At 62.0% G+C, this 26062-nt stretch carries 16 protein-coding genes; all 16 read right to left on the bottom strand.

Annotation, left to right across the window (positions count from 1 at the left end):
- Positions 1 to 18 precede the first annotated feature (18 nt).
- The 16 genes from QPK27_RS05285 to QPK27_RS05210 all read right to left on the bottom strand — a co-directional run bounded on the left by QPK27_RS05285 (position 19) and on the right by QPK27_RS05210 (position 25902).
- A complete protein-coding gene (locus tag QPK27_RS05285; RefSeq protein WP_290417158.1) occupies positions 19 to 1926 on the bottom strand; it encodes a response regulator in 1908 nt (635 codons plus the stop codon).
- The gene (locus QPK27_RS05280; RefSeq protein ID WP_290417157.1) at positions 1923 to 3290 is read right to left on the bottom strand and encodes a sensor histidine kinase; all 1368 of its coding nucleotides are present in this window, start codon (positions 3288 to 3290) and stop codon (positions 1923 to 1925) included. The genes QPK27_RS05285 and QPK27_RS05280 overlap by 4 nt, the downstream gene beginning before the upstream one ends.
- Positions 3287 to 4315 carry an ATP-binding protein gene (locus tag QPK27_RS05275; protein WP_290417156.1) on the bottom strand — a complete coding sequence of 343 codons (1029 nt, stop codon included), beginning with the start codon at positions 4313 to 4315 and terminating at the stop codon, positions 3287 to 3289. The genes QPK27_RS05280 and QPK27_RS05275 overlap by 4 nt, the downstream gene beginning before the upstream one ends.
- Positions 4303 to 4770, bottom strand: coding sequence for an anti-sigma regulatory factor (locus QPK27_RS05270; protein ID WP_290417155.1), 468 nt, complete (start codon positions 4768 to 4770; stop codon positions 4303 to 4305). Before QPK27_RS05270 ends, QPK27_RS05275 begins: the two co-directional genes overlap by 13 nt.
- On the bottom strand, positions 4770 to 5126 hold the full coding sequence (locus QPK27_RS05265) for an STAS domain-containing protein (protein ID WP_290417154.1): 357 nt from the start codon (positions 5124 to 5126) through the stop codon (positions 4770 to 4772). The genes QPK27_RS05270 and QPK27_RS05265 overlap by 1 nt, the downstream gene beginning before the upstream one ends.
- Before the next feature lie 8 nt (positions 5127 to 5134).
- Positions 5135 to 5998: an STAS domain-containing protein gene (locus tag QPK27_RS05260; RefSeq protein ID WP_290417153.1), complete on the bottom strand. Its 864-nt coding sequence runs from the start codon at positions 5996 to 5998 to the stop codon at positions 5135 to 5137.
- A gap of 181 nt (positions 5999 to 6179) precedes the next feature.
- Complete coding sequence (locus tag QPK27_RS05255; RefSeq protein ID WP_290417152.1) at positions 6180 to 9401, bottom strand: PAS domain S-box protein; 3222 nt, start codon at positions 9399 to 9401, stop codon at positions 6180 to 6182.
- Between the two features lie 196 nt (positions 9402 to 9597).
- Positions 9598 to 12765 (bottom strand): efflux RND transporter permease subunit, encoded by a 3168-nt coding sequence (locus tag QPK27_RS05250; protein WP_290417151.1) that lies wholly within the window; start codon positions 12763 to 12765, stop codon positions 9598 to 9600.
- 11 nt (positions 12766 to 12776) lie between these two features.
- Positions 12777 to 13988, bottom strand: coding sequence for an efflux RND transporter periplasmic adaptor subunit (locus QPK27_RS05245; protein ID WP_290417150.1), 1212 nt, complete (start codon positions 13986 to 13988; stop codon positions 12777 to 12779).
- On the bottom strand, positions 13985 to 15217 hold the full coding sequence (locus QPK27_RS05240; protein WP_290417149.1) for a TolC family protein: 1233 nt from the start codon (positions 15215 to 15217) through the stop codon (positions 13985 to 13987). The genes QPK27_RS05245 and QPK27_RS05240 overlap by 4 nt, the downstream gene beginning before the upstream one ends.
- Before the next feature lie 98 nt (positions 15218 to 15315).
- On the bottom strand, positions 15316 to 15651 hold the full coding sequence (locus QPK27_RS05235; protein ID WP_290417148.1) for a DUF2946 family protein: 336 nt from the start codon (positions 15649 to 15651) through the stop codon (positions 15316 to 15318).
- A gap of 184 nt (positions 15652 to 15835) precedes the next feature.
- Positions 15836 to 16801, bottom strand: coding sequence for a DUF6708 domain-containing protein (locus tag QPK27_RS05230; protein ID WP_290417147.1), 966 nt, complete (start codon positions 16799 to 16801; stop codon positions 15836 to 15838).
- 673 nt (positions 16802 to 17474) lie between these two features.
- Positions 17475 to 18713 carry a DUF6708 domain-containing protein gene (locus QPK27_RS25435; RefSeq protein WP_290417146.1) on the bottom strand — a complete coding sequence of 413 codons (1239 nt, stop codon included), beginning with the start codon at positions 18711 to 18713 and terminating at the stop codon, positions 17475 to 17477.
- Positions 18703 to 21972: a T6SS effector BTH_I2691 family protein gene (locus QPK27_RS05220; protein ID WP_290417145.1), complete on the bottom strand. Its 3270-nt coding sequence runs from the start codon at positions 21970 to 21972 to the stop codon at positions 18703 to 18705. Before QPK27_RS05220 ends, QPK27_RS25435 begins: the two co-directional genes overlap by 11 nt.
- Positions 21969 to 22967: a DUF4123 domain-containing protein gene (locus QPK27_RS05215; RefSeq protein ID WP_290417144.1), complete on the bottom strand. Its 999-nt coding sequence runs from the start codon at positions 22965 to 22967 to the stop codon at positions 21969 to 21971. The genes QPK27_RS05220 and QPK27_RS05215 overlap by 4 nt, the downstream gene beginning before the upstream one ends.
- Before the next feature lie 106 nt (positions 22968 to 23073).
- Entirely contained in the window at positions 23074 to 25902 is a 2829-nt protein-coding gene (locus tag QPK27_RS05210) for a type VI secretion system Vgr family protein (RefSeq protein ID WP_290417143.1), read from the bottom strand.
- Between the last annotated feature and the right edge of the window lie 160 nt (positions 25903 to 26062).

Raw genomic sequence — 26062 nt, 5'->3', positions numbered from 1 at the left:
CCCACGCCCTGAAGACTGTCAGTCCCCGCGCAGCGCTTTTTCGAGGTCCGACAACTCCGCCGGCTTGACCAGGTGCGCATCGAAGCCGGCTTCGTGTGCGCGCTTGCGGTCCTCGGGCGAGCCATACCCCGTGTGCGCCACCAGCCGGATGTGCGCCAGCTGCGGATTGGCCTTCAGGCGGCGCGCCACTTCGTAGCCATCGACGCCCGGCAATCCGATATCGAGCACGATCACCTGCGGCTTGTGGCTCGCCGCGATCGCCTCGATCTCGCTGGCGTCGGCCGTGGTGCGCGCCTCGTAGCCCATCTCGGCCAGCAGGAAGCCCATCATCTCCATCGCGTCGACGTTGTCGTCCACCAGCAGCACCCGCATGCCGCCCGACGACGGCTGCTCCTGCGGCGCCTGCGCGGGCGCCGCCGCGTCGGCGTCGGCGCCAGCATGCAGCAGCGGCAGGTCGAGCGTGAAAGTGCTGCCCAGGCCGATGCCCGGGCTGGCCGCCGACAGGTGGCCGCCATGCAGCTCGATCAGGTGCGACACCAGCGACAGGCCGATGCCCAGCCCTTCCGGCGCGCGATCCGGCGGCGCGCCGACCTGGGCGAACATGGCGAAGATGCGCGGCAGGTTGGCCGCGTCGATGCCGATGCCGTTGTCGCGCACCGAGATCCGCACCCGGCCGCCGTCGCCATGATCCATCGCCACGCTCAGCACGATCTCGCCGCCGGTGGGCGTGAACTTGGCGGCGTTGTGCAGCAGGTTGCCAATCGACTGCGCCAGGCGCACCGGGTCGCCCAGCACGCAGATGCGCTGCGCCGGCTGCACCACTTCCAGGCGATGGCCGCGCGCCGTGATCAGGGGCGCGGCGGTCTCGATCGCCTGCGCCACCACGCCCTTGAGGTCGACCTCTTCGTTGCGCAGCACGATCTTGCCTTCCGAGATGCGCGCCACGTCGAGCAGGTCGTCGACCAGGTGCGCCAGGTGGTCGACCTGGCGCGTGATGACGTCGCGCGCGCGCGCCTGCAGTTCGGCCGCGCCCTCGCCGGTCGCGCCCAGCAGCGCGGCGGCGTTGCGGATCGGGCTCAGGGGATTGCGCAGCTCGTGCGCCAGCGTCGCCAGGAACTGGTTCTTGTTGCTGTCGGCGGCGCGCAGCAGCGCTTCCATTTCCTTGCGCGCCGTGATGTCGCTGGTCACGCGCGCGACCCGATAGACATTGCCGCGCGCATCGCGCACGGGGAACAGGCGGTCGCGCACCCAGCGCACCTGGCCGTCGGCGGCGTTGATGCGGAACTCTTCGTCATAATGCGGCTCGTCGGCCACGCGCTCCCAGCGCCGGGCCATCCGGGCCTGGTCGTCCGGATGCACGGCAGCGAGCCAGCCGCCCGGCTGCTGGCCGAGCGACTCGTCGCTGCCGCCCCACACTGCGCTGTATTCGGGGCTGACGTACACCAGTTCGCGCCCCGGCAGCGAGAACATCCAGAACACGTCGTCGATATTGTCGGTTAGCTGGCGAAACCGTTCCTCGCTGTCGCGCAGGTCGACCTGGGTCTGGCGCATGCGCAGCAGCGCATTCACGTTGGCGATCAGCTCGTCGGCTTCGATCGGCGCCGCCAGGTAGTTGTCGGCGCCGCCTTCCAGGCCGCGGATCTTGTCGGCGCGCCCGGTCAGCGCGGCCGAGGTCTGCAGCACCAGCACGCTGCTGCTGCTGGAATCGGCCTTGATGCGGCGGCATACCTCGATGCCGTTGATGTCGGGCAGCTTGACGTCGAGCAGCACCAGCGCCGGCTGCACGCGCTTGACGATCTCGAGGGCGTCGGTGCCGTTGGCCGCTTCGATCACCGTGAAGCCGGCGCTTTGCAGGATGCGGGTCTTGGCGTAGCGCGCGCCGTCGTTGTCGTCGACGTTGAGGATCTGGGTCGAATGTGGGTTCATGATGCGGTTCCGTCTTGGTCGGCGCCATTCCGCCTGGCGGGTGGCGTGCGCGGCAGGGTCAGCGTGAAGGTCGAGCCGACGCCGGGGGTGCTGGAAACGTCGACCCGGCCGCCGAGCAGGTCGGCCAGCTTGCGGCACAGCGGCAGCCCGAGGCCGGTGCCCTTGGCGCGGCGCTGCAGCGGATGCTCGACCTGGCCGAATTCTTCGAAGATCAGCTGCAGGTCGTCGGGCTCGATGCCGATGCCGGTGTCGGCCACCGCGAAGGCGACCGTGTCGGCTTCCGGATCGTGGGCCGCGAACACCAGCACCGATCCCTGCTCGGTGAATTTGAGGGCGTTCGATATGAAGTTGCGCAGGATCTGCGAGATCTTGCCTTCGTCGGACATGAACGGCAGCTCGATGCCGGACGGCTCGAATACCAGTTCCACGCGCGACTCGTCCACCAGCGGACGCATCATGCCCTTCAGCGCGCGGAACAGGTTGTCCACCACCACCGGATCGCTCTGCACGCTGACGCGCCCGGCCTCGATCTTGGCCAGGTCGAGCAGGTCGTTGACCAGTTCCGACAGTTCGCTGGCGGCGGTATCGATGAAGCGCACCTGGCGCTCCTGTTCCTCGGTCAGTTCGCCGTCCAGGCGCTGCAGCAGCAGCTGCGACAGCGCGCGGATCGACGACAGCGGGGTGCGCAGTTCGTGGCTGGTGTTCGACAGGAAGCGCGATTTCATCTCGTCGGCGCGGCGCAGGCGTTCGGCCTTGTCCTCGATCTCGGCGTACAGCGCGACGATGCCGCGGTTGGTGTCTTCCAGCTCGCGCGTGAGCGACAGCAGGTCGTCCTGGCGCTCGCGCAGCTCGGCCAGCGTGGCCAGCAATTCCTGGTTCTGCAGCTGCAGCTCGTGCACGGGATTGGAGACCGGGCTGTCGGCCAGGCGCGCGCCGATCTCGGCCATCCGGGCCGGGGTAATGTGCTCGTGGCGCGGCAGCGCCTTGCGCACCGTGACGGTGGTGGCGCCGGCTTCGCCCGGATCGACTTCGCAGGCATCCATCAGGCGGTGCGCGGTGACGATCGCCAGCTCGCGCAGCGATTCGGCGTCCTGCTGGCCGGCCGTGATGCCGGCGCGGCCGGCAGCGCTGACCAGGATCTCGAGATGCTGGCGGCCGTCCTGCTCGCGCAGCTGGAACACGGCGCGCCCGCCCATCCCGGGCCGGCTGGCGCCGCGCGCCACTTCGGACACCGCGGTGCCGATCCGCACCTGGTCCTGCTGCGAAAAGCCGAGCAGCGCCGAGATCTGGCGCGCGCGCTGGCGCACCAGCACCACGTCCTGGTCGCTGTCGAGGGCCACGCCGAGAATGCGCTGCGGGTTCATCCTGCTCCGTTCAATCGGCGCACCACCAGCACCATCGCGTCGTCGCGGCGGCGGATGAAGTCGCGCATCAGCACCGCCGCAATCAGGGCCGGGCTGCGTCCCTGCAGGCCGGGATACTTGTTCAGGTCCCACTGGGTCTGGATCCCGTCCGAGCACAGGATGCACAGCGCGCCGGGCCCGAACGGCAGCGCGAACTCCTGCACCTTGCGCATATTGTGGCCGACGATGCCGTTGTGCGACACCAGCGCGCGGCGCGCGTCGTCGATCGCCACCCCGGCGATGTTGCCGACGCCGGCGAAGCGCAATTCGTCGGCCTCGTAATCGATGCGCGCGACCGCCAGCGCCGCGCCGCGGGTGGCGCGCAGCGCCTCGTGCACGGCCTGCATGGCCTCGCCGGCGGTGGCCGGATGGCTGCGCGCCAGCGCGTCGATCGCCGCATTGCTGGCGCGCGCCGCGTCGGGACCGTGACCGAGGCCGTCCGAGGCCAGCACGGTGGCGCCGCCGGCGCCGCACAGCACTGCCCAGCCGTCGCCGCACACGTCCTCGCCCGCGATCGGAGTCCACAGCGCGCCGATCTCGACCCCGCACGGATGCGGGGCCGGCACGTCGCGCCACAGGCGCATGAAGAACGCGGCGCCGTTGCCGCCTTCCGAATACGCGTCGAATTCGTCCGACAGGCGCGCCAGCGCGCCCAGGCCGGTGCCGGCGGTGCCGGCGGTCGAGACGCCGTCCACCAGGCTGCCGGCCAGGTCGGCGATGCCGGGGCCCTTGTCCAGCGCCAGCACGTCGATGCCGACGCCGGCCGCCGACTGCGCCGGGCCGACGTGGATCTCGCCCTCTTGCGCATGCTTGAGGATGTTGGTGGCGGCCTCGGTGATGATCAGGGCCAGCTTGCCGGCGCGGGTTTCGTCGAAGCCGAGCGCGTCGGCCAGCTTCTGGCCGGCGCGGCGCACCGCGGCGACGTCGCTGGCGTGGTTCACCGCAAACACCAGCTGCGGGGTCTGGGAACTGATCAGCGCTTCCATTTGACGATCAGCACCGCGGTGCCCTCCTGCGGACGGCTGTCGATGTCGAATTCGTCGACCAGGCGCTTGGAGCCGCTCAGGCCCAGGCCCAGGCCGCCGCCGGTGGTGTAACCGTCCTGCAGCGCCCTGCCGATGTCGGGGATACCCTGGCCGGCGTCGACGAACAGCAGGCCGACGCCCTTGCGCACGCCGTCGTCGAGGTCATCGAGGTAGACCTCGCCGCCGCCGCCGTACTTGATGGTGTTGCGCGCCAGTTCGCTGGCCGCGGTCACCAGCTTGGTCTGGTCGACCAGCGACAGGGCGATCGCCACTGCGCGCTCGCGCACCTGCTTGCGCACGTTGACCACGTCTTCGTCGCTGCGCAGCGGCAGCGTCACGCGCCCCGTGCGGTGCTGGCGGTTGCGGTCCAGCAGCGCGGTGTCGAACAGGACTGCGTCGCTATGTTCGCCGACCATCACTGCCAGCGCTTTCCGAGCAGGGCCATGCCCTTCTCGACGTTGAGCGCGGTCTTGACGCCGTGCAGGGTCAGGCCCAGTTCGACCAGCGTTATCGCCACCGCCGGCTGCATGCCGACCACCACGGTGCGGGCGTCGAGCACGCGCGCCATGGCGGCGGTGTTGCTGATCATGCGGCCGATGAAGGAGTCGACCAGGTCGAGCGCCGAGATGTCGATCAGGACGCCCTTGGCGCCGTCGGCGACGATGCGCTGGGTCAGGTCGTCCTGCAGCTGCATGGCGAGGCGGTCGTGCATGTCCACCTGGATCGTCACCAGCAGCAGGTCGCCCATGCGCAGAATCGGGATGCGTTCCATGCCGGCCCTTACGCGTGCTTGATCGTGATCGAGGCGCCGGTGCGCTCGAGCGCCACTAGGAAGGCGTCGGCCAGGGTGGCCTTGGTGATCACGTCTTCCAGGTTCACGCCCAGGTGCACGATGGTCTGCGCGATCTGCGGGCGGATGCCCGAGATGATGCAGTCGGCGCCCATCAGGCGCGCGGCGGCGATGGTCTTCATCAGGTGCTGCGCCACCAGGGTGTCGACGGTCGGCACGCCGGTGATGTCGATGATGGCGATCATGGCGCCGGTGTCGACGATCTTCTGCAGGATGTTTTCCATCACCACCTGGGTGCGCGCCGAATCCAGGGTGCCGATCAGCGGCAGCGCCAGGATGCCGTTCCACAGCTTGACCACGGGCGTCGACAGCTCGAGCAACTCCTGCTGCTGGCGCACGATGATCTGGTCCTTGGTCTTCTGGAACACCTCGATGGTGTACAGGCCCAGGCGGTCGAGCAGCGTGGTGATGGTCCACGAGGCGGCGGCCAGGGCCGCCGGATCGGCGACGAAGGATTGCTGCAGCTGGGCGAACAGCGGCTGCTTGAGCGAAAACACGAAGGTCGCGGTCTCGCTCGGGGTCGAGCCGCTCTTGGCGCGGCTGGACGAAATCTCGGCCAGCAGGTCGCGCACCTCGTCCCAGGCGCGGTGCTCGATATTGCCCAGTTCGCCGGAACGGGTGGCGGCGGCGAACGCCTTCAGGAACTGCTGGCAGTGCGAGCGCAGCTGTTCACGCGACGCGCTGGTGCTGCGCACCATCAGCGCTTCGAGCTGGGCGATCCACTCGGAACCGATTGCGGCTTCGTTCTGCTGAATCACTTCGCTGATCGCGCTCGCGTAATCCTTCATGCTCATCTTTTTATTTCCTTGAAATGATAGGGGGCCGCCAGTCAAGATCGCGGCTTAAATCGGGGAATGCCGGCGCTATCCGGTACGACATTGGACTATACCATTTCCCGCCCTCTGCAATGGGCACGTCTGTTGCCGAAAAGGCATATTTACCGGAAATTGTTAAATGCAGCGCACGGAACACAGGTCAGCGCTGGCGCGCCGCCCGTTGCGCGACGATGCCGGCGATCAGTCGATCCAGTTCATCGAGCCCCGCCGGCTTGGTCAGGTGGGCGTCGAATCCGGCGGCGCCGGAGCGGCTGCGGTCGAGTTCACCGCCCCAGCCGGTGAGCGCGATCAGGATCGTGTCGCGCCGCCCTGGCGTGGCCCGGACCTGCTGCGCCACTTCGTAGCCGTTCAGGCCCGGCATGCCGATGTCGAGGATGGCGACGTCGGGATGGATGGCGTCGATCCGGTGCAGCGCCTGCACCCCGTCGTGCACGGTTTCGGCGTGGTGGCCGGCGGCCTCCAGCAGGCTGCCCAGCATCAGCGCCGCGTCGACGTTGTCGTCGGCCACCACGATGCGCAGGGCCGCATGACGCGCGCCGCCATCCGGCGCCACGCCGGAGGCGGGCGTGGATTGCGCGCCCGCTGCGCTCGCCAGCGGCAGCGTGACGGTGAAGGTGGAACCCTGGCCGGCGCCCGCGCTCCTGACTGCGATGCTGCCGCCATGCATTTCGACCAGGCTGCGCACCAGCGACAGGCCGATGCCGAGACCGCCCTGGGCGCGTCCCATATTGCGCGAGACCTGGCTGAACATGTCGAACACGCGCGCCTGCTCCTCGCGCGGAATGCCCATGCCGCTGTCGCTGACGGCGACGCTCGCCGCGTCGCCGTCGCGGCGCACCGAGACCCGGATGCGTCCGCCGGGCGGGGTGTACTTGACGGCATTGGTGAGCAGGTTGCTCAGCACCTGGGCCAGGCGCGTGGCGTCGGCCTCGACTTCGAGGCCGCCATCGGCCAGGTCGACCGTCAGCGCATGGCGCGCCGCCTCTGCCGCCGGCAGCGCCGTCTCGACCGCGTTGGCGATCGCCTGCCCGAGGTCGATCCGCTCGCGCTTGAGCACGATCTTGCCGCTGCTGATGCGCGAGACGTCCATCAGGTCGTCGATCAGGTGCACCATCTGGCGCAGCTGGCGGTCCATCATGTCCATCACGCGCGTGTTGCCCGGGCCGCCCTGCCCTTCCTTCGTGCCCAGGCGCAGCAGGTCGAGGCCGGTGCGCATCGGCGCCAATGGATTGCGCAGCTCGTGCGCCAGCGTGGCCAGGAACTCGGTCTTGCGGCGGTTGGTTTCGGACAGGTCGGCGGCGGTCTGGCGCAGCGCTTCCTCGGCCGCGCGGCGCGCCGTGATGTCGGTGAACAGGATCGCGATGCGGCGCTCTTCGGGCTTGCCGATCGGGGTCGCGTACACGTCCCACCAGTAGCCCATGGCGGCCGAATGCTCGGTGAAGCGCACCGGTTCGCGCTTGAGCGCCACGGCGCCGTAGATCTCGATCCAGCGCGCTTCGATGCCGGGTACCATCTCGCGGATGGTCTTGCCGGCGGCGTCGACCAGGCCCGATTGCTCCTCGAACGCCCGGTTGACCTGCTCGAAGCGGTAGTCGGCCGGACGGCCGTCGGCGTCGAGCAGCACCTGGACGATCGAGAACGCCTCGTCCATCGAGGTGATCAGGGTGCGGTAGCGTTCCTCGGCCTGTTCCAGCGCTTCCTGCGCCTGTTTCTGCTCGGTGATGTTCAGGATCACGCCGGCCAGCAGCGCCGGGTTGCCCTCTTCGTCCCTTTCGACGCGCCCGCGCGCGCTGACCCAGCGGTAGCCCTCTTCCGGATGGCGGATGCGGTAGGTGGCGAAGTAGGGTTCGCCGGTATCGACGCTGTGGCGGATCTGGCGCAGCACCTCGTTCAGGTGGTCGGGATGGACCGCGCCCAGGTACACCGCCAGCGTGGCCTCGGCCACCGCTTCGGGCGCCACGCCGAACAGGTCGGCCAGGTTGCCGTCGCCGCGGATGCGGTCTTGCCGGATGTCCCAGATCCAGGTGCCGACTTCGCCGGCCGACAGGGTGGCGTTCAGGCGCAGGCGCGCGTCTTCCAGCGTCTGCTCGATTTCCTTGCGCTCGGTGATGTCGGCGGCGGTGCCGATGATGACGTCGGTGTCGCCGTACAGGCGCGGGGCCAGTTCGCCGGTCAGTTCGATCCAGCGCATGGGCTGCCGGTCGCGCGGCTGGATGCGGCCGACAAAGCTGAAGCGGCCGCGCTCCTCGACCGTGACGCGCGTGGACTGGCGAAACGCCTCGGCGTCGTCCGGATGCAGGTACTCGGCGATCAGGCGCAACGGGTCGAGCGCCGGCTGCTCGGGCGGCACGCCGAAGATGTCGTACATGCGCTCGTTTTCCCAGGTGCCGCTGCCGTGAGCCACCTGCCAGGTCCAGATACCCAGGCGCGCGGCCTCGGTCGCCACCCGCAGTTGCTCTTCGGCCTTGCGCAGCTGTTCGTGCGCGGCCAGGCCCTCGTCGCGCAGGGTCTGCACGCGCGTGGTTTCGTCGCGCGCCGCCTGCACTTGGCGCCGCGCGCTGACGTCGTGCATCGAGATCACGGCGCCCAGGATATTGCCGGCGCCGTCGCGCAGGGCGCGGCCATTGACCTCGATATCGCGCTGCCGGCCGGCCGGCGTGCGCACCACGATCCGGGCCGCCTCCACCCGCTCGCCGCGCAGCGCGCGCTGCAGCGGGATTTCCTCGACCGGCAGCAGGGTCTTGCCGTCCGGGCGGTACAAGTGGTAATGGCTCGACCAGTGCGCCGACGACAGCGGTTCGGCTTCGAGGCCATGGATTTCCTGGGCCGCCTCGTTGAAGAAGGTCAGCTTGCCCTGGCGGTCGCAGGCGACCACCCCGCTTTCCACACTCTCCAGCACCGCCGCCAGGAACGAGCGCTGTTCGCCGCCCACGTGCGCGTGCTGTTCGGGCAGGTATTTCCTGCTCGAATAGGCTTCGCGCAGCACCTTGCCGTAGCCCAGCAGGTGCCTGCCGTGCGGGTCGAGCAGCTTGTTGACGATGCCGTCGCAGAATACGCTGGTGCCGTCCTTGCGCAGGTGCCAGCGCACGTCGGACGAACGGCCCAGCGCCAGCGCATTGAACAGTTCTTCCTGCGGCGCGTTGGCCTCGCGGTCTTCGGGGGTGAAGATCATGGCGATCGGCTGGCCGATTGTCTCCTGCGCGTCCCAGCCGAGCAGCCGTTCCGCACCCACCGACCACTCCACGATCACCCCTTTTTCATCGGTGACGACGAGCGCATGTTCGAAAGCATGGTCGACCAAGAGACGGTAACGTTGATCAGAAGAAAGATCGTGGAGCGAGTTCGAAGAAGAACGGGGCATGGAAGTAAACGCTGCGAAGATGGCGCCGGTTTTTCCGGCCCTTATGGTTAAAATTACATGAAACTGCTGAGGGAGGGGCGGCGGGAAAGCACGATGCGGCGCTCCGGGCGTTTATTCTGCCAACATCCAGCATTTTAGTTCGGTGCGCAAGCGAACGCCAACGCTGTCGTTGGCGAACGCCCACACCGCGATGCCACTATGACAAGCCGGGCGCGGCGGCTTCCTCGGCGAGCGCCCTGCGCCGGCTGCCGTGCAGCCACTCGACCAGCACCGGCAGCAGCAGCAAGGTCAGCACCGTGGACGAACAGATGCCGCCGATGACCACCGTCGCCAGCGGCCGCTGCACCTCGGCCCCGGTGCCTGTCGCCAGCGCCATCGGCACGAAACCGAGCGAGGCCACCAGCGCCGTCATCAGGACCGGCCGCAGGCGCGCCAGCGCCCCTTCGCGCACCGCCTGCGGCAGCGCCATGCCGCCCTCGACCAGGTTGCGGATGAACGACACCAGCACCAGGCCGTTGAGCACGGCGACGCCGCTGAGGGCGATGAAGCCGACCGCCGCCGAGATCGACAGGGGTATGCCGCGCAGCCACAGCGCCGCCACCCCGCCGGCCAGCGCGAAGGGAATCCCGGAAAACACCAGCAAGCCGTCGCGCAGGCTGTTGAACACCAGGTACAGGAGAGCAAAAACCAATAGCAGCGAAGCCGGCACGATCAGGCGCAGGCGCTCGGCGGCGGTCGTCAAATGCTCGAACTGGCCGCCCCAGCCCAGCCAATAGCCGGGCGTGAGCGCCACGTCCTGCGCCACCCGCTCCCGTGCTTCGTCCACGAACGAGCCGATGTCGCGTCCGCGCACGTTGGCGCTGACCACCACCCGCCGCTTGCCCTGCTCGCGGCTGAACTGGTTGGGGCCGGGCGCGACCTCGAAGGCGGCGATCTCGCCCAGCGTGATGAAGCTGCGCGCCTGCCCTGCTGTTTGGCCGGGCAGCGCCACCGGCAGCCGGCGCAGCGCGTCGATGTCGGCGCGCTGCGATTCCGGCAGGCGCACGGTCACGTCGAAGCGACGGTCGCCTTCGAACAGGGTGCCGGCCACGCGCCCGGCGGTGGCGGTGGCGATCGCTTCCTGGACGTCGCCGATGTTCAGTCCCATGCGCGCGGCGCGCTCGCGATCGACCCGGATCTGCAGCATCGGCAGGCCGCTGGTCTGCTCGACCTGCACTTCGCTGGCGCCGTCGATGCGGCGCAGCGCGGCGGCCACCCGCTGCGCGCTGGCGTCCAGCACGGCCTGGTCGTCGCCGAACACCTTGACCGCGACGTCGCTGCGCACGCCCGACACCAGCTCGTTCACGCGCAGCTGGATCGGCTGGCTGAATTCATAGCTCTGGCCGGGCAAGGCGTCGAGCGTGGCGCGCATCGCCGCCACCAGTTCGGCGCGCGTCTTGCGCGGGCGCGGCCAGTCCTTTTCGGGCTTGAGCATGACGATGCCGTCGGCGACATTCGGCGGCATCGGGTCGGACGCAATCTCCGCGGTGCCGATGCGGGCGAACACGCGCGCGATCTCGGGGTGCTTTCGTAGCAGCGTCGCTTCGATCTGCTGCTGCATCTTGACCGACTGACTCAGGCTGGTGCCGGGTATGCGCACCGTCATCACGGCGATGTCGCCTTCGTCCAGGTTGGGCGCGAACTCCAGGCCCAGGCGGGTGGCCATCAGGGCCGCGAGCGCGATCACCAGCGCGGCGAAGGCCAGCATCACCGGGCGATTCGCCAGCGCATACGTCAGGCACGGTTCATACCAGCGCCGCGCGCCGTGCATGATGCGGCTTTCCTTTTCCTGCACCGAGCGGCCGATGAACAGGGCCACGGCGGCCGGCACGAAAGTAAGCGACAGGATCATCGCGCCCAGCAGCGCGAACACCACGGTAAAGGCCATCGGGTGGAACATCTTGCCTTCGATGCCGGTGAGCGCGAAGATCGGCAGGTAGACGATCATGATGATCAGCTGGCCGTAGACCAGCGGCCTTCTCGCCTCGCCGGCCGCCGCGAACACTTCAGCAAAGCGTTCCTCGCGGCTCAGGACACGCCCGAGCCTTGTTTGCGCGGCGGCGAGGCGGCGCACGCAGTTCTCGACGATCACCACCGCGCCGTCGACGATGATGCCGAAGTCCAGCGCCCCCAGGCTGAGCAGGTTGGCGCTGACGCGGTTGCCGACCATGCCGCTGAAGGTGAACAGCATCGCCAGCGGAATCACCAGCGCGGTCAGGATCGCGGCGCGGATGTTCCCGAGGAACAGGAACAGCACCGCCACCACCAGGATCGCGCCTTCGACAAGGTTCTTGCGCACGGTAGCGATCGCGCGTTCGACCAGTACCGTGCGGTCGTACACCGTGACCGCCTTGATCCCGGGCGGCAGGCTGCGGTTGATCTCGAGCATGCGCGCGTCGACCGCCTTCGAGACCGCGCGGCTGTTCTCGCCGATCAGCATGAACACGGTGCCGAGCACTACCTCCTGCCCGTTCTCAGTGGCGGCGCCGGTGCGCAGCTCGCGTCCGACCGAGACTTCGGCCACGTCGCGCACCCGCACCGGGATACCGCGGATGCTGGTGACCACGATGTTGCCGATGTCGTCCATCGACGCCGCCTGCCCCGGCGCGCGCACCAGGTACTGCTCGCCCTCGCGCTCGATGTAGCCGGCGCCGACGTTGCTGTTGTTGCGCTCCAGGGCGCGCACCACGTCGGCCAGCTCCAGGCCGTACGAGGACAGCGCGGCGGTGCTGGGCGCGACCAGGTATTCCTTGTCGAAGCCGCCGATCGAATTGATCTCGGTGACGCCGGGCACGGTGCGCAGCTGGGGCTTGATGATCCAGTCCTGGATTTCGCGCAGGTCGGTCGGGGTGTAGGGCGAGCCGTCCGGCTTCTTCGCGCCCGGTTCGCTTTCCACCGTCCACTGGTAGATTTCGCTCAGGCCGGTGGCGATGGGGCCGAGCGCCGGCACCACGCCCTCGGGCAAGCCTTCGCGCGCGTCCTGCAGCTTCTGGCTGACCAGCTGGCGCGCGAAGTGGATGTCGGTGCCCTCCTTGAACACCACCGTCACCTGCGACAGGCCGTAGCGCGACAGCGAGCGGAACGACTCGAGCTGCGGCAGTCCGGCCAATACCGATTCGACCTGGTAGGTGATGCGCTGCTCGGTCTCGAGCGGCGAGTAGCCGGGAGCGGCGGTGTTGATCTGGACCTGGACGTTGGTCACGTCGGGCACCGCGTCGATCGGCAGGCGGCCGTAGTTGTAGACGCCGATGATCGCCATCGCCAGCGTGGCCAGCATCACCAGCCAGCGCTGGGCGATGGCGGTCTGGATGATTCGGTTGAACATGGGCGTGGTCCTCAATGATCGTGGCTGGCTTCGCCCTTGCCCTGCTCCGCCTTGACGGCGAAGCTGCCGGCGGCCGCAACTTGCTGGCCGGCCTGCAGGCCCGAGGTGATTTCGATGTGGCGTCCGTCCGAGCGGCCGGTGGCAACTGGCTGGGCGACGAAACCGTTATCTACCCGGCGGTATACCACCTGGCGTCCTTCGACCGTCTGCAGCGCGGCGCGGTCGATGGCCACCGGCACATCGCTCGAACCCGTGACGATGTCGACGTTCACGGCCAGGCCGGGACGCCAGGCGGCGCCGGGATTGTCCAGCACCACGCGCGCGGTGGCCGAGCGCGATTCTTCGCCGATCAGCGAGCTGACGAAGCTGACCTTGCCAGGTGCCGTCGTGCCGGCGGCGATCGAGCGGATCACGGCGCCCGTACCTTCGCGCACGATGTCGAGGTCGCGCGCAGGCACCACGACGTCGGCCCATACCGTGGACAGGTCGCTGACCGTGAACACGCGGGTATCGGCGCCGACCACTTCGCCCAGCGCGATGTGCTTTTCGACGATCACGCCGTCGAATGGGGCGCGGATCTGCAGGCGGTTGGATGCCTCACTTGCTCCACCGGCGCCCAGTGCCTGTAGCTGCTGGCGCGCGGCCTGCACCGCGATCTCGGCTTCGCGCAACTCCTGCTCGGCGCGGATCAGGTCCTGGCGCGCCGAGACCTTTTCTTCGTACAGCATTTTTTCTGAAGCGTGCACGCTGCGCGCGGTGGCCAGACGCCGTTCGGCGGCCAGCAAGGCGCCACGCTGGGATGCCACGTCGGCGCTGGCGATGGTGGCCAGCACCTGGCCCCTCTTCACGCGCTGCCCCAGGCTGGCCGGGGCCGATTCCACCGCGCCGGACGCGCGCGGCGTGACGTGGGCGGTGCGGTCCTGGTTCAGCATGATCTGGCCCGGCATGCGGATGAAGGTGTCGAGGTGGCGCGGGCCTGCGGTCGCCAGCGTGATGCCGGCGGTGCTCACCTGGGCGTCGCTGAAGCGGATCACGCCGTCGTCGTGGGCTTTGTTCGCGTGGTCGCCGTCGCGGCCGGCGTCGGCCTCGCCGTGCTGCTCTTCGGCGTGCTCGCCGTGGCTGTCTTGTTCGGCGCTGCCGCGATCGCGCAGCAGCACGACGGCGGCGAGGACGAGGGCCAGCGCCAGCATGACGGCGATGATCTTGGCTTGTTGCTTGTTCATGGATTCTCCTGGTCGACCGACGCGCCGCTCAGGCGGGCGATGTCGGCGGCGGCGCGGTGGCATTGCGCCACCGCATTCAGATATTGGGTCTGCGACTGGAACAGCGTGCGCTGGGCGTCGAGCACGTCGAGGAAGCCGAACTTGCCGGCTTCGAAACCGCGCTGCGCGGCCCGGGCGGCGCTGCGCGCGCCGGGCAGGATCTCGGCGTCGATCAGTTGCGCTTCGGCGCGGGCGGTGCTCAAGCGCGCGTGGGCCTCCGTCAACGCAGTGCGCAGGCGCAGGCTTTCCGCCTCCTGCTCGTCGCGCGCGCGGTCGACCCGGCGCAGCGCGGTCAGCACCGCGCCGTGGTTGCGGTCGAACAGCGGCAGCGGCACCGAGAGGCCAAGCACCGCCTGGTTGCGCTGCTCCGGACCTTCGCGGCGGGCGCCGACGATCAGGTTCACGTCCGGCGTGCGGCGTGCCTGCTCGACCCGCGCCAGGGCGCTGCGCTGGGCTACCCGGGCGCGCGCCAGGCGCATGGCCGGGGCGTCGTCGAGCCGCGCCAGCAGCCGCTCGAGCGATGGCGTCTCGGGCAATGCCGTTGTCGCCGGCGCCGCGATCTCCAGCCCGGCGCCATCGCCGCCCCACAGCACGGCCAGCCGCACCCGCGCCGTCTCCAGGTCGCGCGCGGCGTGCAGCGCGTCGATGCGGGCATTGGCCTCGGCCACGCGGGCGCGGGTCTCGTCGACCGGCGAGACCTTGCCGGCTTTGACCCGGCGCGCGGCGGCATGGGTGGCGCTGGCCGCCAGCGCCGCCATCTCGCCCGCCATGCGCAAGCGCTCGGCGGCGGCATGCAGGTCGTAAAAGGCGGCGACGGTGTCGGCGCGCAGCTGCACGCGCAGGGCGTCGGCTTCGATCAGCGCCAGCTGGCGCTCCTGCGTCGCGGCGTCGATGCGGGCCGCGCGCTTGCCGCCCAGTTCGATGGGAATGCCGAGGGTGACGGTCGACGTGCGCGTGGCGCGGTCCTGGCCTTCGCGCAGCAGCGACAGTTCCGGGTTGGGCAAGGCGCCCGCCTGGTCTAAAGTTCCTTCCTGTGCCGCAGCTTCGTTGAGGCCGGCACGCAGGGTGGGATTGGCGTGCAGCGCGCGTTCGATCGCCGCCGCCAGCGTGACCGGCGCCTGCGCGTAGGTTATGCGCGGCATAGCGAGCACGGCCAGACACAGCACCGGCAGTGCGAATAATGGTTTCATGATGTTGCTCCGAATCGGTGGAAATTCGGCGGGATGGTGCGCGGCGGTGTAGCGTCGTCCTCGACGGGCGCGCTGTTTCCGTGAGATGTCCCGCCCTGTCAGGCGCGGGACGCTCGGTCAGGCGGAGGAATCAGGTCGGGGATGTGGGAGACGTAGCGCCGCAGGTCGCCGCGCATGTGGGCGGACACCTTGGGAAGCGGCAGGTTTGGCTGGGCAGACGGGATGGCGCTGGCCGACAGGTGATGGCAGGCGTCGCAGTCGTCGCACGGCTGGGCCGGGCCGTCATCGTCCTGGCTGCTCGACGGTGGGTGCTTATGGACGTGGTGACCCGGATGCGGCGTCGCTTCGTCGTGGCTGCAATAGACCGCGCCCGCGGCCCAGACGGACTGGAGCGGCATCACGATCAACAGCAGTAGCAACAGCAAGCGTTTCATCACAGTGGGCGCGACGGCAAAGGCGCGGCCGGTTGGCCGCTTCTACCTGCCATTAGATACCTTGTACCAGCTACAGGGTCAAGCACATCCAACATTCGCTGCACAGCCAGGCCGTTGAATGCCCCTTCTGACACTGGGACGCCGGTCTAATCGTTCACTTCGCACTCTCCGACAGGGCGAATGTTTACCGACAATGTAACCTGATTGATTGATCAGCTTCCGACTGATCGTCCATTGGAAGGCCGATAGCATCCAGTACGTGCTGCGGCCATTGGACCGGAATTGCTGTTTTGTACGACAACCAGGAAAATATCGTTATCAACACAGCGCCGGGGAGCGTTATTGGAAAAAGAAGAGTCAAAGTTATTGCAAGAAACCGGTATTCTTTCCAAAATCCGATATATAGATTCACCGCGCGTGCGACACTCTCTACATAATTTTTTGGCTTATGATGCTGACGCAGTGTTTCCCCTAAAGGAAGTTGCGGTCCATTTTCTTCCATAAAACTCCGAATATGCTCCCAAACTGGCGCGACTGTAACCTCTCCCAGAACAAGGCTATTGCCTACTGAAAACGCATCTACAACAGAAGAGTCCGTTTGGCTCTTACGAACTAAAAAAAGCAGTTCATGGATACGACTAGCGGCGGCCGTATTGACATTGAGTTGTGCATGGTGTTCAGCGTCTACAAGGTCCCATGAATATTCAGCAAATTTCATAGGCCAATGCTTCAAAAGCCCCATCCACCCAGGTGCAATCTCGCTACCGATTCGATATATTTTCCGATGTTTTCGATCAAATATAATGGGAGCATCTTCCGGCTGGAATAACTCGAGCCTAATCATCTTTAGAAAAGTGAAAACCCCGAAAGAACTAAATGCTACTACAGCTGTCAGGTCGAATATATGAATGAAGAAATTTTCAGGATTAGTCGTCGACAATATCATATAAGCTGCCCATATCGCCGCACTAAGGCACAGCAACCCCATAGTACTAGCCATCCCACGCGTTCCCAAAGGGATACCGCGATACTCAATGGCATCACAAAATACGCTTTTTATCAAATCCAAGCTAATGGGGTTTTTCGAGGCTCTCTCCCGCGGATTGAAATGATGAATAGAATTAATTTTTTTAGACTCATTTTTCGACATCGCGCACCACCCATTATTAACAAACAAGCGTAGAAAACCAATACAGCAGCATTATTTACCCGATTTCGACTTACCTACTCACAATCTCGCAAAATCAAAACAAAATATCGCCCCCGCCTGCAACAGAATTCGACTCGTACATCCGCTTCATACTGTATGCGCTGTACATCGAGTACAGCTCGGGCAGCTTGACGACAGGTGATGACAGGCCTCGCATTCGTCGCAAGGTTGCGTCGCGCCGTCGTCAATCCTGGCTGCTCGATGGCGGGGGCTTGTGAACGTGGTGGCCCGGATGCAGCGTCGCTTCGCCGTGGCTGAAACAGACCGCGCACGCGGCCCAGACGGACTGGAGCGGTATTACAATCAGCAGCAGTATCAACAGCGGGCGTTTCATCACAGTGGGTGCGAGGGCAAGGGCGCGGCCGGTTGGTCGCTTCTACCTACTATTAGATACCGTGTACCAGCTTCAGGGTTAAGCACATTCGACAGGTGATATACAACGATGCTTCGGTCCGCACGGCCAAGTAAGTCGCGAAATTGGGTCGCGGATATGGGAAACATATCGCCGCAGATCGATGCGCCTGTGTGCTGACAGCTCAAAAGTACCAAGTTCGGCTAAGCCGACGAGATGCACTACCCGGCAGATAAGCAACAAAAGGCGCCTAACCTTTCCTTAAAACGAAGAAGGCCCAAAGATAATCCACCAGATTATTATTAGTTGACAAATGATAGATATACCCCACCAGCACGCTGCCCGCTTACGCCTCTCAAGCTCGCTATGCCAGCCATCGGGCAATTCCCTTATCGCGCCGTTCATTATATTGACCGAAGAGTCCGATGGATCAATATTGAATACGCTTCTTTCCAACTCACCCCAATGAACTTTTCTGGCAGTCCTTATTTCGATCCACCGAGAGAGCACAGCGAGCCAGACGAAAACACTACTCAACCATATCAAAGCTCCAAATAGGTAGGCGGCGAAACGTTGTAACCCCGAACTAGATCTGGTGGGCATTGAAAATGGGTTAAACTCATCGACACAATCTAGAAATTTTCCGCGATTGGTTTTCAAAGTAGTTGGAGGTACGCTATCGGCACCTTCAGCCATATACCTTCGGATCGTTTCCCATAGCAAAACACGTCCTGAGAAATCACTGTACACATCCCGATCACCAACTCTAAAACGCTCAACTACGCACTGTGAGAGTGGATCAATAATCGCCAGTTCTAAAAAGCATTCATAACGTGCAGAATTGGTCGATCCAACAATTTTTCTGACAACCTCGCCCCTGCACGTAGCCCAATCGTACACGGTGATTCGACTACCGGTAAAAGTATACAGCTTTATTCCCAACCACTTCCTGTGACGGGCCTCGTAACGGTAGACCTTTTGATTGGCCTTGCAGAACCGTATTGGCTCATCTTCCGGCGCAAGAAAAGCAATGGAAAAAATCCCCATAAAAAAGGCCACTGTAAATAACGAAATCAGCAACAAAAGGATTCTAAGCCCGAAAAGCTGTTCGTTATCTGCGCCCCAAAAAATTTGCCAGATCGCAAAGATCGGGAAACATAGCACAATCGGACCAAACAATATTGATCCAGCTATGGCTATCCATTTACTCGACGCTAGCCCTGAAGTTAACTCGAGAAATTTTTGATTAATTTCTCGCACATCCAAATGCATAGGCGGCAATGATTGAGGCACCACGCTTACTTCCGGAGGTGGCAAAGTTTTAATCACACCACCATTTGGAGGCTCCAAGGCCTTAGAGTCGGCCCCGGGCAATATCATCCACTTATTAGTTTCGCGGTGAGACGCCAGAAAATCATCTAGTCGCGTGTCTGAAAAAATTTTTGTGCCGCCAAAATTATGGACTGCACCTTGCGGACCATTTTTCATTTTATTTTCCACTATTTATTCTTTTAATTGATGAGCTATCATCAGCTACCAACAGTTCTTCGTCAAAAAAATGTGTTCCATCATTTTTATCAGGAAAGTATCTAACCATTAGCTTAGCTCTATCAAATTTTTCAGGATTCAACTCCACTTTCTCCTCCCAAGAAATCGTAATTTGCTCCCCTTCGTTCATATCTTTTATCTTACGCTCGCCGTTTTTTATTCTCGCCTCGAACTCGCCTCCTTCAAGTTGACGAGCAACTTCCATCTTTGAAAATGTCACAGGCCAGCCAACCTTACAATGGTCCTCTATTTTTCCCAAGCCATTATGTAGATATATAACTTTTCTCCGTCCCGCACGACCTTCGATTACCAGCCCGATAATTAACCCATCGCTTGCTTGCTTGCTACGCTTGATGCAAACGGAAATCTCATTCGTGCGCAATGAGGTAAATGGCTTATCAAGCCATTCCAGTTCAATATTAATATTTCTATAAACCAGCTCCAAAGAGTCAGCCTCATGCCTCTTTGTAGCAAACTTCCCCTCGATACGTCTGGCATAACCGAACTTACATCGGTCCAGCCAAATCTCGATCGCCAGGTCCTGAGCATTGGCAGCCAAGATCGTCAATGCAATACCTGCAACGATACACGCTAGCAATATACCAACTGGCCCAAGAAGTGCTGTATAACCGAAGGCCATCGCAAGGCTAGCGCCCCCAGCCGCTACCGCTGTCACTGCCAATAGAGATTGATATGCAGCTGCATCATTGTCTCCGCGCTTCATCATTACATTCATTCTCATTATTGCTTGAAAGCAGTCCACGACAGAAGCGCCCGCACTCACGAATCCTGCATGTCGGATTAGCCGTTCTACTCGTACGCTCACTGCACCTGTTGCTGAATAACTCAATGCCTTCCAGCTCTTGCCAAACAAATCAAAAGAAGCTCCTGCGAATCCGAGAATGCTCGATGCAACCGTCCATTGAGCATCGTCATATTTGTATCCTACGGCGCCGTTTATATCATTAGATGCTTTCCAGAGAGCCCATATTTGAAAGCCTAGCGCTGGCGCGGCGAGTTTTGCATCAGCAGCACCCAATATTGTAAGACTGTTGCGCGACACTTTAGCGGCAAGTTGGCCAGCGGTCGTCGCTGAAATATTGGTCGGAAGCCTCGCCGCGATTTCTGCTGGAAGTGCATGTGCCAATATACGAAGTTTCCGCACCCCTCCAGCAGCACTACCAGCAACTGATCCTGCACTTGAAACGGAAGCTTTTGCGGTTCCTCCCGCTATTACGACCGCTCCTTTCGCAGCTGCCTTTGTTGTCGCTGCCACGCCGCCGCTAGCCGCGTTGCCAACAAAATTAAGCGTTTTCGTGATTTGGTCTACGCTGCCACTCATCCAAAACGTGAACGAGATCAATTTCGATGCAACTACGCTGTCAGCGGGTAGGCTTACCCTGGCAGCTACTGCCATTGCTGCAAAACCCTTAGTAGCTTGACGTGAAATCATTTCCATAGATTTCCGCAAGCTTTCTGACATGATGCGGTGCCACTCATTTACAGTGAGCTCCACCGAAAATACCACGAAGTTAGACCCCGAGTACAAATAACTATACGCAGCCCCTAACTTTATTTGTAGACTCTCGAGTGCTGATATTGTTTTCAATGCGCCAGCATCGACAGCTCTGCCTGTTTTTTTCGTCGTGGAACTTATCACACTTGCGATCGCCCCAATAACATTCGCGATACCCTTTGCCAGCAATCCAGATAAATTGCTTATCTCATCGTTGACCCGCTTATTGGGATTTTCAAATTCCTTAGCCTCTACAAAGTTCTTTGAAAAATCATAGATTTTTCCACTATTATCACCCCAAATATTACTTACCAAGTTTTTCGCATCTGTATTTTCAAATTTCTTTAACCATTCCTCTTGGTTTAACATGATCGCTGAGATCGCGTAATTTTCTAAATTACTCGCCTCTAGCATCAGCATCTCTTTCCACGAATTGGTACTTACAGCAGAAACAGGGCCTCCGTCCAGAACTCGGCAAAGAGTCTTAGATGCTTCTATGCAAGAAGATCCAGGAGTTCGATCAAAGTCTTGAATCACAAGCGCTAAACTGCGACTTTTCTTCCAATTAACATAGTCTGTATCTAGCTTAAAAATATCGTCGTCAAATTTAGCGCAATCATTTTTGAATTTCTCGATAAAGTTTACTCGAGCCTCTTCATCATAATGTTCAGCGAGTTTTTTCCAAGCTTCTTCAGTCAAATTTTTTATCTGATCTTCCTTAGTAATTGTGCGGACCCGACCTCCTATTAAAGCATTTCCGACGTACTTTGGCTTTGCATTTTTTAATGATTCTTTAACCTGCGCCGCAGCCCCGCTTCGCAGTCCCTCAATTTGAATAGCGCACGAAAGTTTCCAAGATACGTCCTCCCTAGCTATATATTTCTGGCGCGCATCCACCATGTGCATTCGATAAGAATTAAGATCACAAATACACCCAATCGGATCAGGAATAGCCAGCACCATCCCTTTACCTGGATTGATTTTCTCCATCCTCGCTTGAAGCGCTGTAGCTTGACCGCTTCTACTATGATGATCAAATGCCCCAGTTTTCAAAAATTTTTCAATATTTTTTGGCGAATATTCAACAACATTTTTCTCCAACTGAGATATAGGTATTGCGTTGTCTTGGACTAAACGGCTTATCCAGGAAGATGGGCTAAATTCAATTAACCTATTACGGAAGCTATTCTTATATTTTTCAAACGCTTTGCGAGACCAAAAATGCTCGCTATACCCGATATAAGCCTTGTGGATTTTTTCTGGGTTTTTTAGCGCTATGAAGCTGGAATTGATATTGTGTCCTACACGCTCACAAATCGGTTTGGGGTCTTCCGGAAGGATGACTCCTTTCGACGCCAAGGGAATTTCACGCAGCGATCCGCTTGGTGAAATCATGAAACACTGCCAGATCCGCGCGCCACTCGAAGGGTGTTCGTAAGTAATATAAAGAAATCCGGGGCGTAACGTTCGTAGCGCATACTTACTGCTTTCGATAGTCACTTTTCCTTTATCTTCAGGGGACACAAGCGGATTAGCGCACGTTGAAGGTAGTTCGAAGCCTGTTAAGGATTTAGGAACCACTGCATACCGGACTGGCAAGATTGGCAGGCCCATGGTCGGGCAGGCCCGGCAGTCGCTGCCTGTTGCTTGCGTTGAAGACGCACGTACTTTGTTGACGAGAATCGCTTGATTCATGAAGATGCCTGCTTAAGAATTGATAAGGGCCTGGAGTCTGCAGTACGTGTGAGATCGTCGCGAATTCGATTCCAATCTTCGGATTCAAGAACGGACAGTAGATCGGCAAAGGACTCTTCGTCGCATTTGGTCTGCGCTAACATCGCGGTAATGCGCGGATGGGTTTCGAGTGGCAGTTGCATGGAATCGGCGACTACAGCATAGGTCACACGGTCGACGTTTCGGCTACATCCTAATTCTTCTGCACGGATCAAGAGGCGATTAAAATGTTCGAACAGCTGTTCATCGGCACTGCGATTAAGTCTACCGCTGAGCGTCATGCATTGATTGACCTCTGCGATGCGCGCCAGCGCATCAACTGAGACTGTACGGGTCGATGTGCTGACATGCGTACTGTCTGCGCTTTTTATAAAACGGTGCGTATTCATCCGCCCCCAAGCATCGACCGACAACCACGTCATCGTGACATTCATCCATGAGGTCCAAGCCGGCTGCCCGACCAGGCGGGCAAGCTGGGGCATGACGCGCGGATCCCAGAAGCGCAAGAGATGGCATCGGTTTCTCTGCACTGGATCGCGCAGCGTTGCGCGTGATCTGAACTCGTGTATTAAAGTTCTGGCCTCTTGCTCATCCATGATGAGCCAAGCACTTACCGACCGTGCCGCAGGCCATTTGTCTCGGGCGATGATACTTTCTCGCACAGCCACTGAAACGGTTTCATTAACGAACCGCTCATGGGTTTGCTCATCTGCCACCAGCACAATATAAGGTTTGACTTCGTCAGCCACGTCACCATATGGTACCGCCAGCCTTCTCACTGGAAGGCCGTGCGCGCGATACAGTTCTAGAATGGGGTCGCCCATTGCTGGGTCGACCAAGATTGCCAGGCCCTGCTGGTTACTGCTGGCGAGAGCCAAGCGTAACGCGGCGATGGCATCGTTGACGAGGATATCGACTGTTGCTACCGCGTCCTCAACACCGCTTTGATCAGACATATAGATTCATCTGCAAGTTGCACTTATTAGAGTTGCTTACTGCCAGCACCTGCGCCGCGTCAAGCTGTGCTACTGCATCGCCATGCCTGCAGTTTGCATATCCATGTCATAGCGTGACGATGGCGCCGCCTTCACCGGCGGCAGCCGAAATTTTCTGTGCGCAATCCTTCAGCTCCGATAGCATCGGCAAGCTGACACCATCGCCCGTACCTTGTGGCCCCGCAAGTTCTTTTAAGCTCGCCTTAAACTCGACTTTTCCAGGCGCATAGAGCTCGATGTTTCCACCCTTAAGGTTCAGTTGAGCGCCTTGCGCGTTTAATAAAACATGCTTGTCTGCACGCACCATGACCCCTTTCATCACGCTGGCAACCGTGACAGCCTTGTCTGCCATGATCATGGTCGCCTCCGACTGGCTTTGCGCACTTACCTTCCCACTAGCCGCGTGCAAGCTGATCCCGATTTCCTTGTTTGGTTTTTCGCTCGCACTGGCTTTCCCATAGGTAAACAGGCTAATACCACTCCTGTTTGCGAAGAACCCATTGCCTTGCGAAGCAAAATTCACATCGTGATCGGCACTCAGATTGCTCGTCTTTCGCGAAACGAATATCGCATCGGCCGGGGTCGTTCCAACGATGCCGTCCGGGCTGGATAATTCCAGCTGAGGCTCGCTATATCCGGTTGCCAGATTCGGCTCATCGTCGTTCGCCGTTCCGTCACCGCCATCCTTGCTCTCCAGGACCTCGATGCTGTTCACAAGGCGCATCAAAGCCGGCAGTTGCTCCGCCTCTGGCTCGGTCTTGATTCCCGCTCTATGCTTTTGGGCCAAACTGGCCAGGTTGAGCTGCATTTCATGGCTCTGCTCGATCTGAGCAATGGCTTCGCGCACATCGAGCTGATCACCGGCTCCGGCTCCGCGCGCATCGCCCGACAACAGCAGCCCCTGCCCGGCACGGAGCGCCGCACTATGCTCACTCTTGAGTTCGGCGCCAAACGCAGCCGGACTTAGCCTCTGGTTATCGCTTTGATGGCGTAGATGACCAAGATTCAACTCTGCCGACCCGTCATGCAGCGCGCCGTGACGCTGCAGCACGACCCTCGGCTGGCCAGGACTGTCATCAAACACCAGCTGGTTGTACGCACCCGTTCCACCTTGACTAGCGGCCAGTGACTGCGTCTTGATCCCAGATAGCACTGCCGGATGCGCATGCGCCCCACTCTCGCCCGGAAACCACGTCGGCGCGTTGCCGGTCGCCGCGCCCGCGCCCGCGCCCTGTGCCACCTGATTATGCTGCGCATCCGGTTGCCCGCGGCCGTTGTACAGCGCCCCGATCACGACCGGCCGATCGATATTGCCCTCCAAGAAATCGACCAGCACCTCCTGCCCGACGCGCGGCAGCGCATTGCTGCCCCAGTTGCTGCCGGCGACCGGCGCCAGCGGCGTGGCCACCCGCACCCAGGTGCCCGCCCGGTCGTCCCCGGGCGCGCCTCCGTGTCCGTCGGGAGATGGATGCGTCAAACGGCTGTGGCTGCTCTCGCCACGCTGCCAGTGGAACTGGATCTTGATTCGATGATCTCGGTCAGTGTGAATAACGGAACCAGGCGGCCCCACCACGATCGCCGTCTGTTGCCCCTGTACCGAAGGCCGGGGATGCAGCAACTGGCCCTGCCCATCAGTGCGGCTTGGGCGATACGGCACACTGCTACGGATAGCGTCGATGCGGTTTCGGTAGACTGGACGTTCACCCGCGCCACGTCCGGTCGCGTGCAGACTGGTTGCCAGTTCGGCATCACTTTCCTGCTGCAGGAGGTTGAGACCGAGCAGTCCCCGGAGGGCCTTGTCTGTTTCGGCATTCAGGTTGTTGTGCGCAAGATGAACGACACGCAGGATCGCAAACCGGTCCGCTTCCCCGCCGTTGTGCGACGCATGCTCATGCAAGGTGAACGTCGTGCCCGGTGCCATGGTGCGCACGGTACCGGCTCCCGTAAAGACTTCCCTTCGGGCCTGCAGTCCCTGCAACTGGTTGTCGGCAATACGTTGCCCTTGCTCAGTGCTCGAGAAGGCATACGCACCAGGCGTATCGCGGCTGACCAAGGCATCGCTTTCGTAGGCGCCACTTGTCACCGTGCGCTGCATACGGCTGCGGTAATCCCAGCTGACCAGTTCGACGGTATTGGTCTGCACGCGCATCTCGCGGCGCCAGCGGTCGAGGCTATCCTCTTTCATCACCGCGCCCGGTTGCGTGAAGCGCACCTCGGTCTGGGGATTGGGAACGAATGCATCGTTGTGATCGGCCACCACCAGCGTGTGGCGTCCCAAGTCGGGACTATCGGCGCTGCCCTCGTGCTCGAAGAAGTAAAACAGTCCCTCTTCGCTCATCAGGCGTTCGGCGAACGCCAGGTCGCTTTCCTGGTATTGGGTAACGAGGCTACGTCGCGGATAGACATTGCGGTCGCGGATATCGAAACGCCAGGCCGGGGCGAGACGGCCTTTTCCGCTATAAGACTGGAACACCGCATCGAGGATATCGAATACCGTCAGGTCCTGAAATACGCGGCTATCGCGTCCCAGCCCCAGAAACGATGTCCACGGCTCTAGAGTAAGCCGGTAGCGTGCGAATCCGCCATTGGCGCCAACCTGCTCGGCCCTGGTAACGTGACCATGAAACATGCGTGGCTGCATCATCCCGGCACTCTGCAGTTCGACCGACATCGGCTGTCCGATCAGCGCCTTGAGAGGGATCGCCGCATCAAGCGAAAGTGCGGACAATTCGAACCGGAATCCGGCGTCGACCTGCTCCTCGCCACGCAAGCTTTCCGCCAGCAATCCTTCAGCACCGGGCGGCGCGGTTAAACGTAAAACGCGGCGATACTGAGTGTACGTACCTGCCAACTGTTCATTGATCGCGGACGCTAGCGCATCAAGGGAAATCGCCATCCTCTCGCCTATTGATTAACACGTGAAAGTACGTTTCAGTATATCACTGCCACCTACTCTTGATATCGAACGGTTGAGCGGTGCGGCGGTATGCTGGACACATAAATGTCGAGCAATGACATGATCCACCGCTACCAATAACTCCCGGCCTTGCCTGCCA

This window comes from Massilia sp. YIM B02443, assembly GCF_030411955.1.
GTDB lineage: Bacteria > Pseudomonadota > Gammaproteobacteria > Burkholderiales > Burkholderiaceae_D > Telluria.
This window is presented reverse-complemented; position numbering and strand designations above follow the sequence as displayed.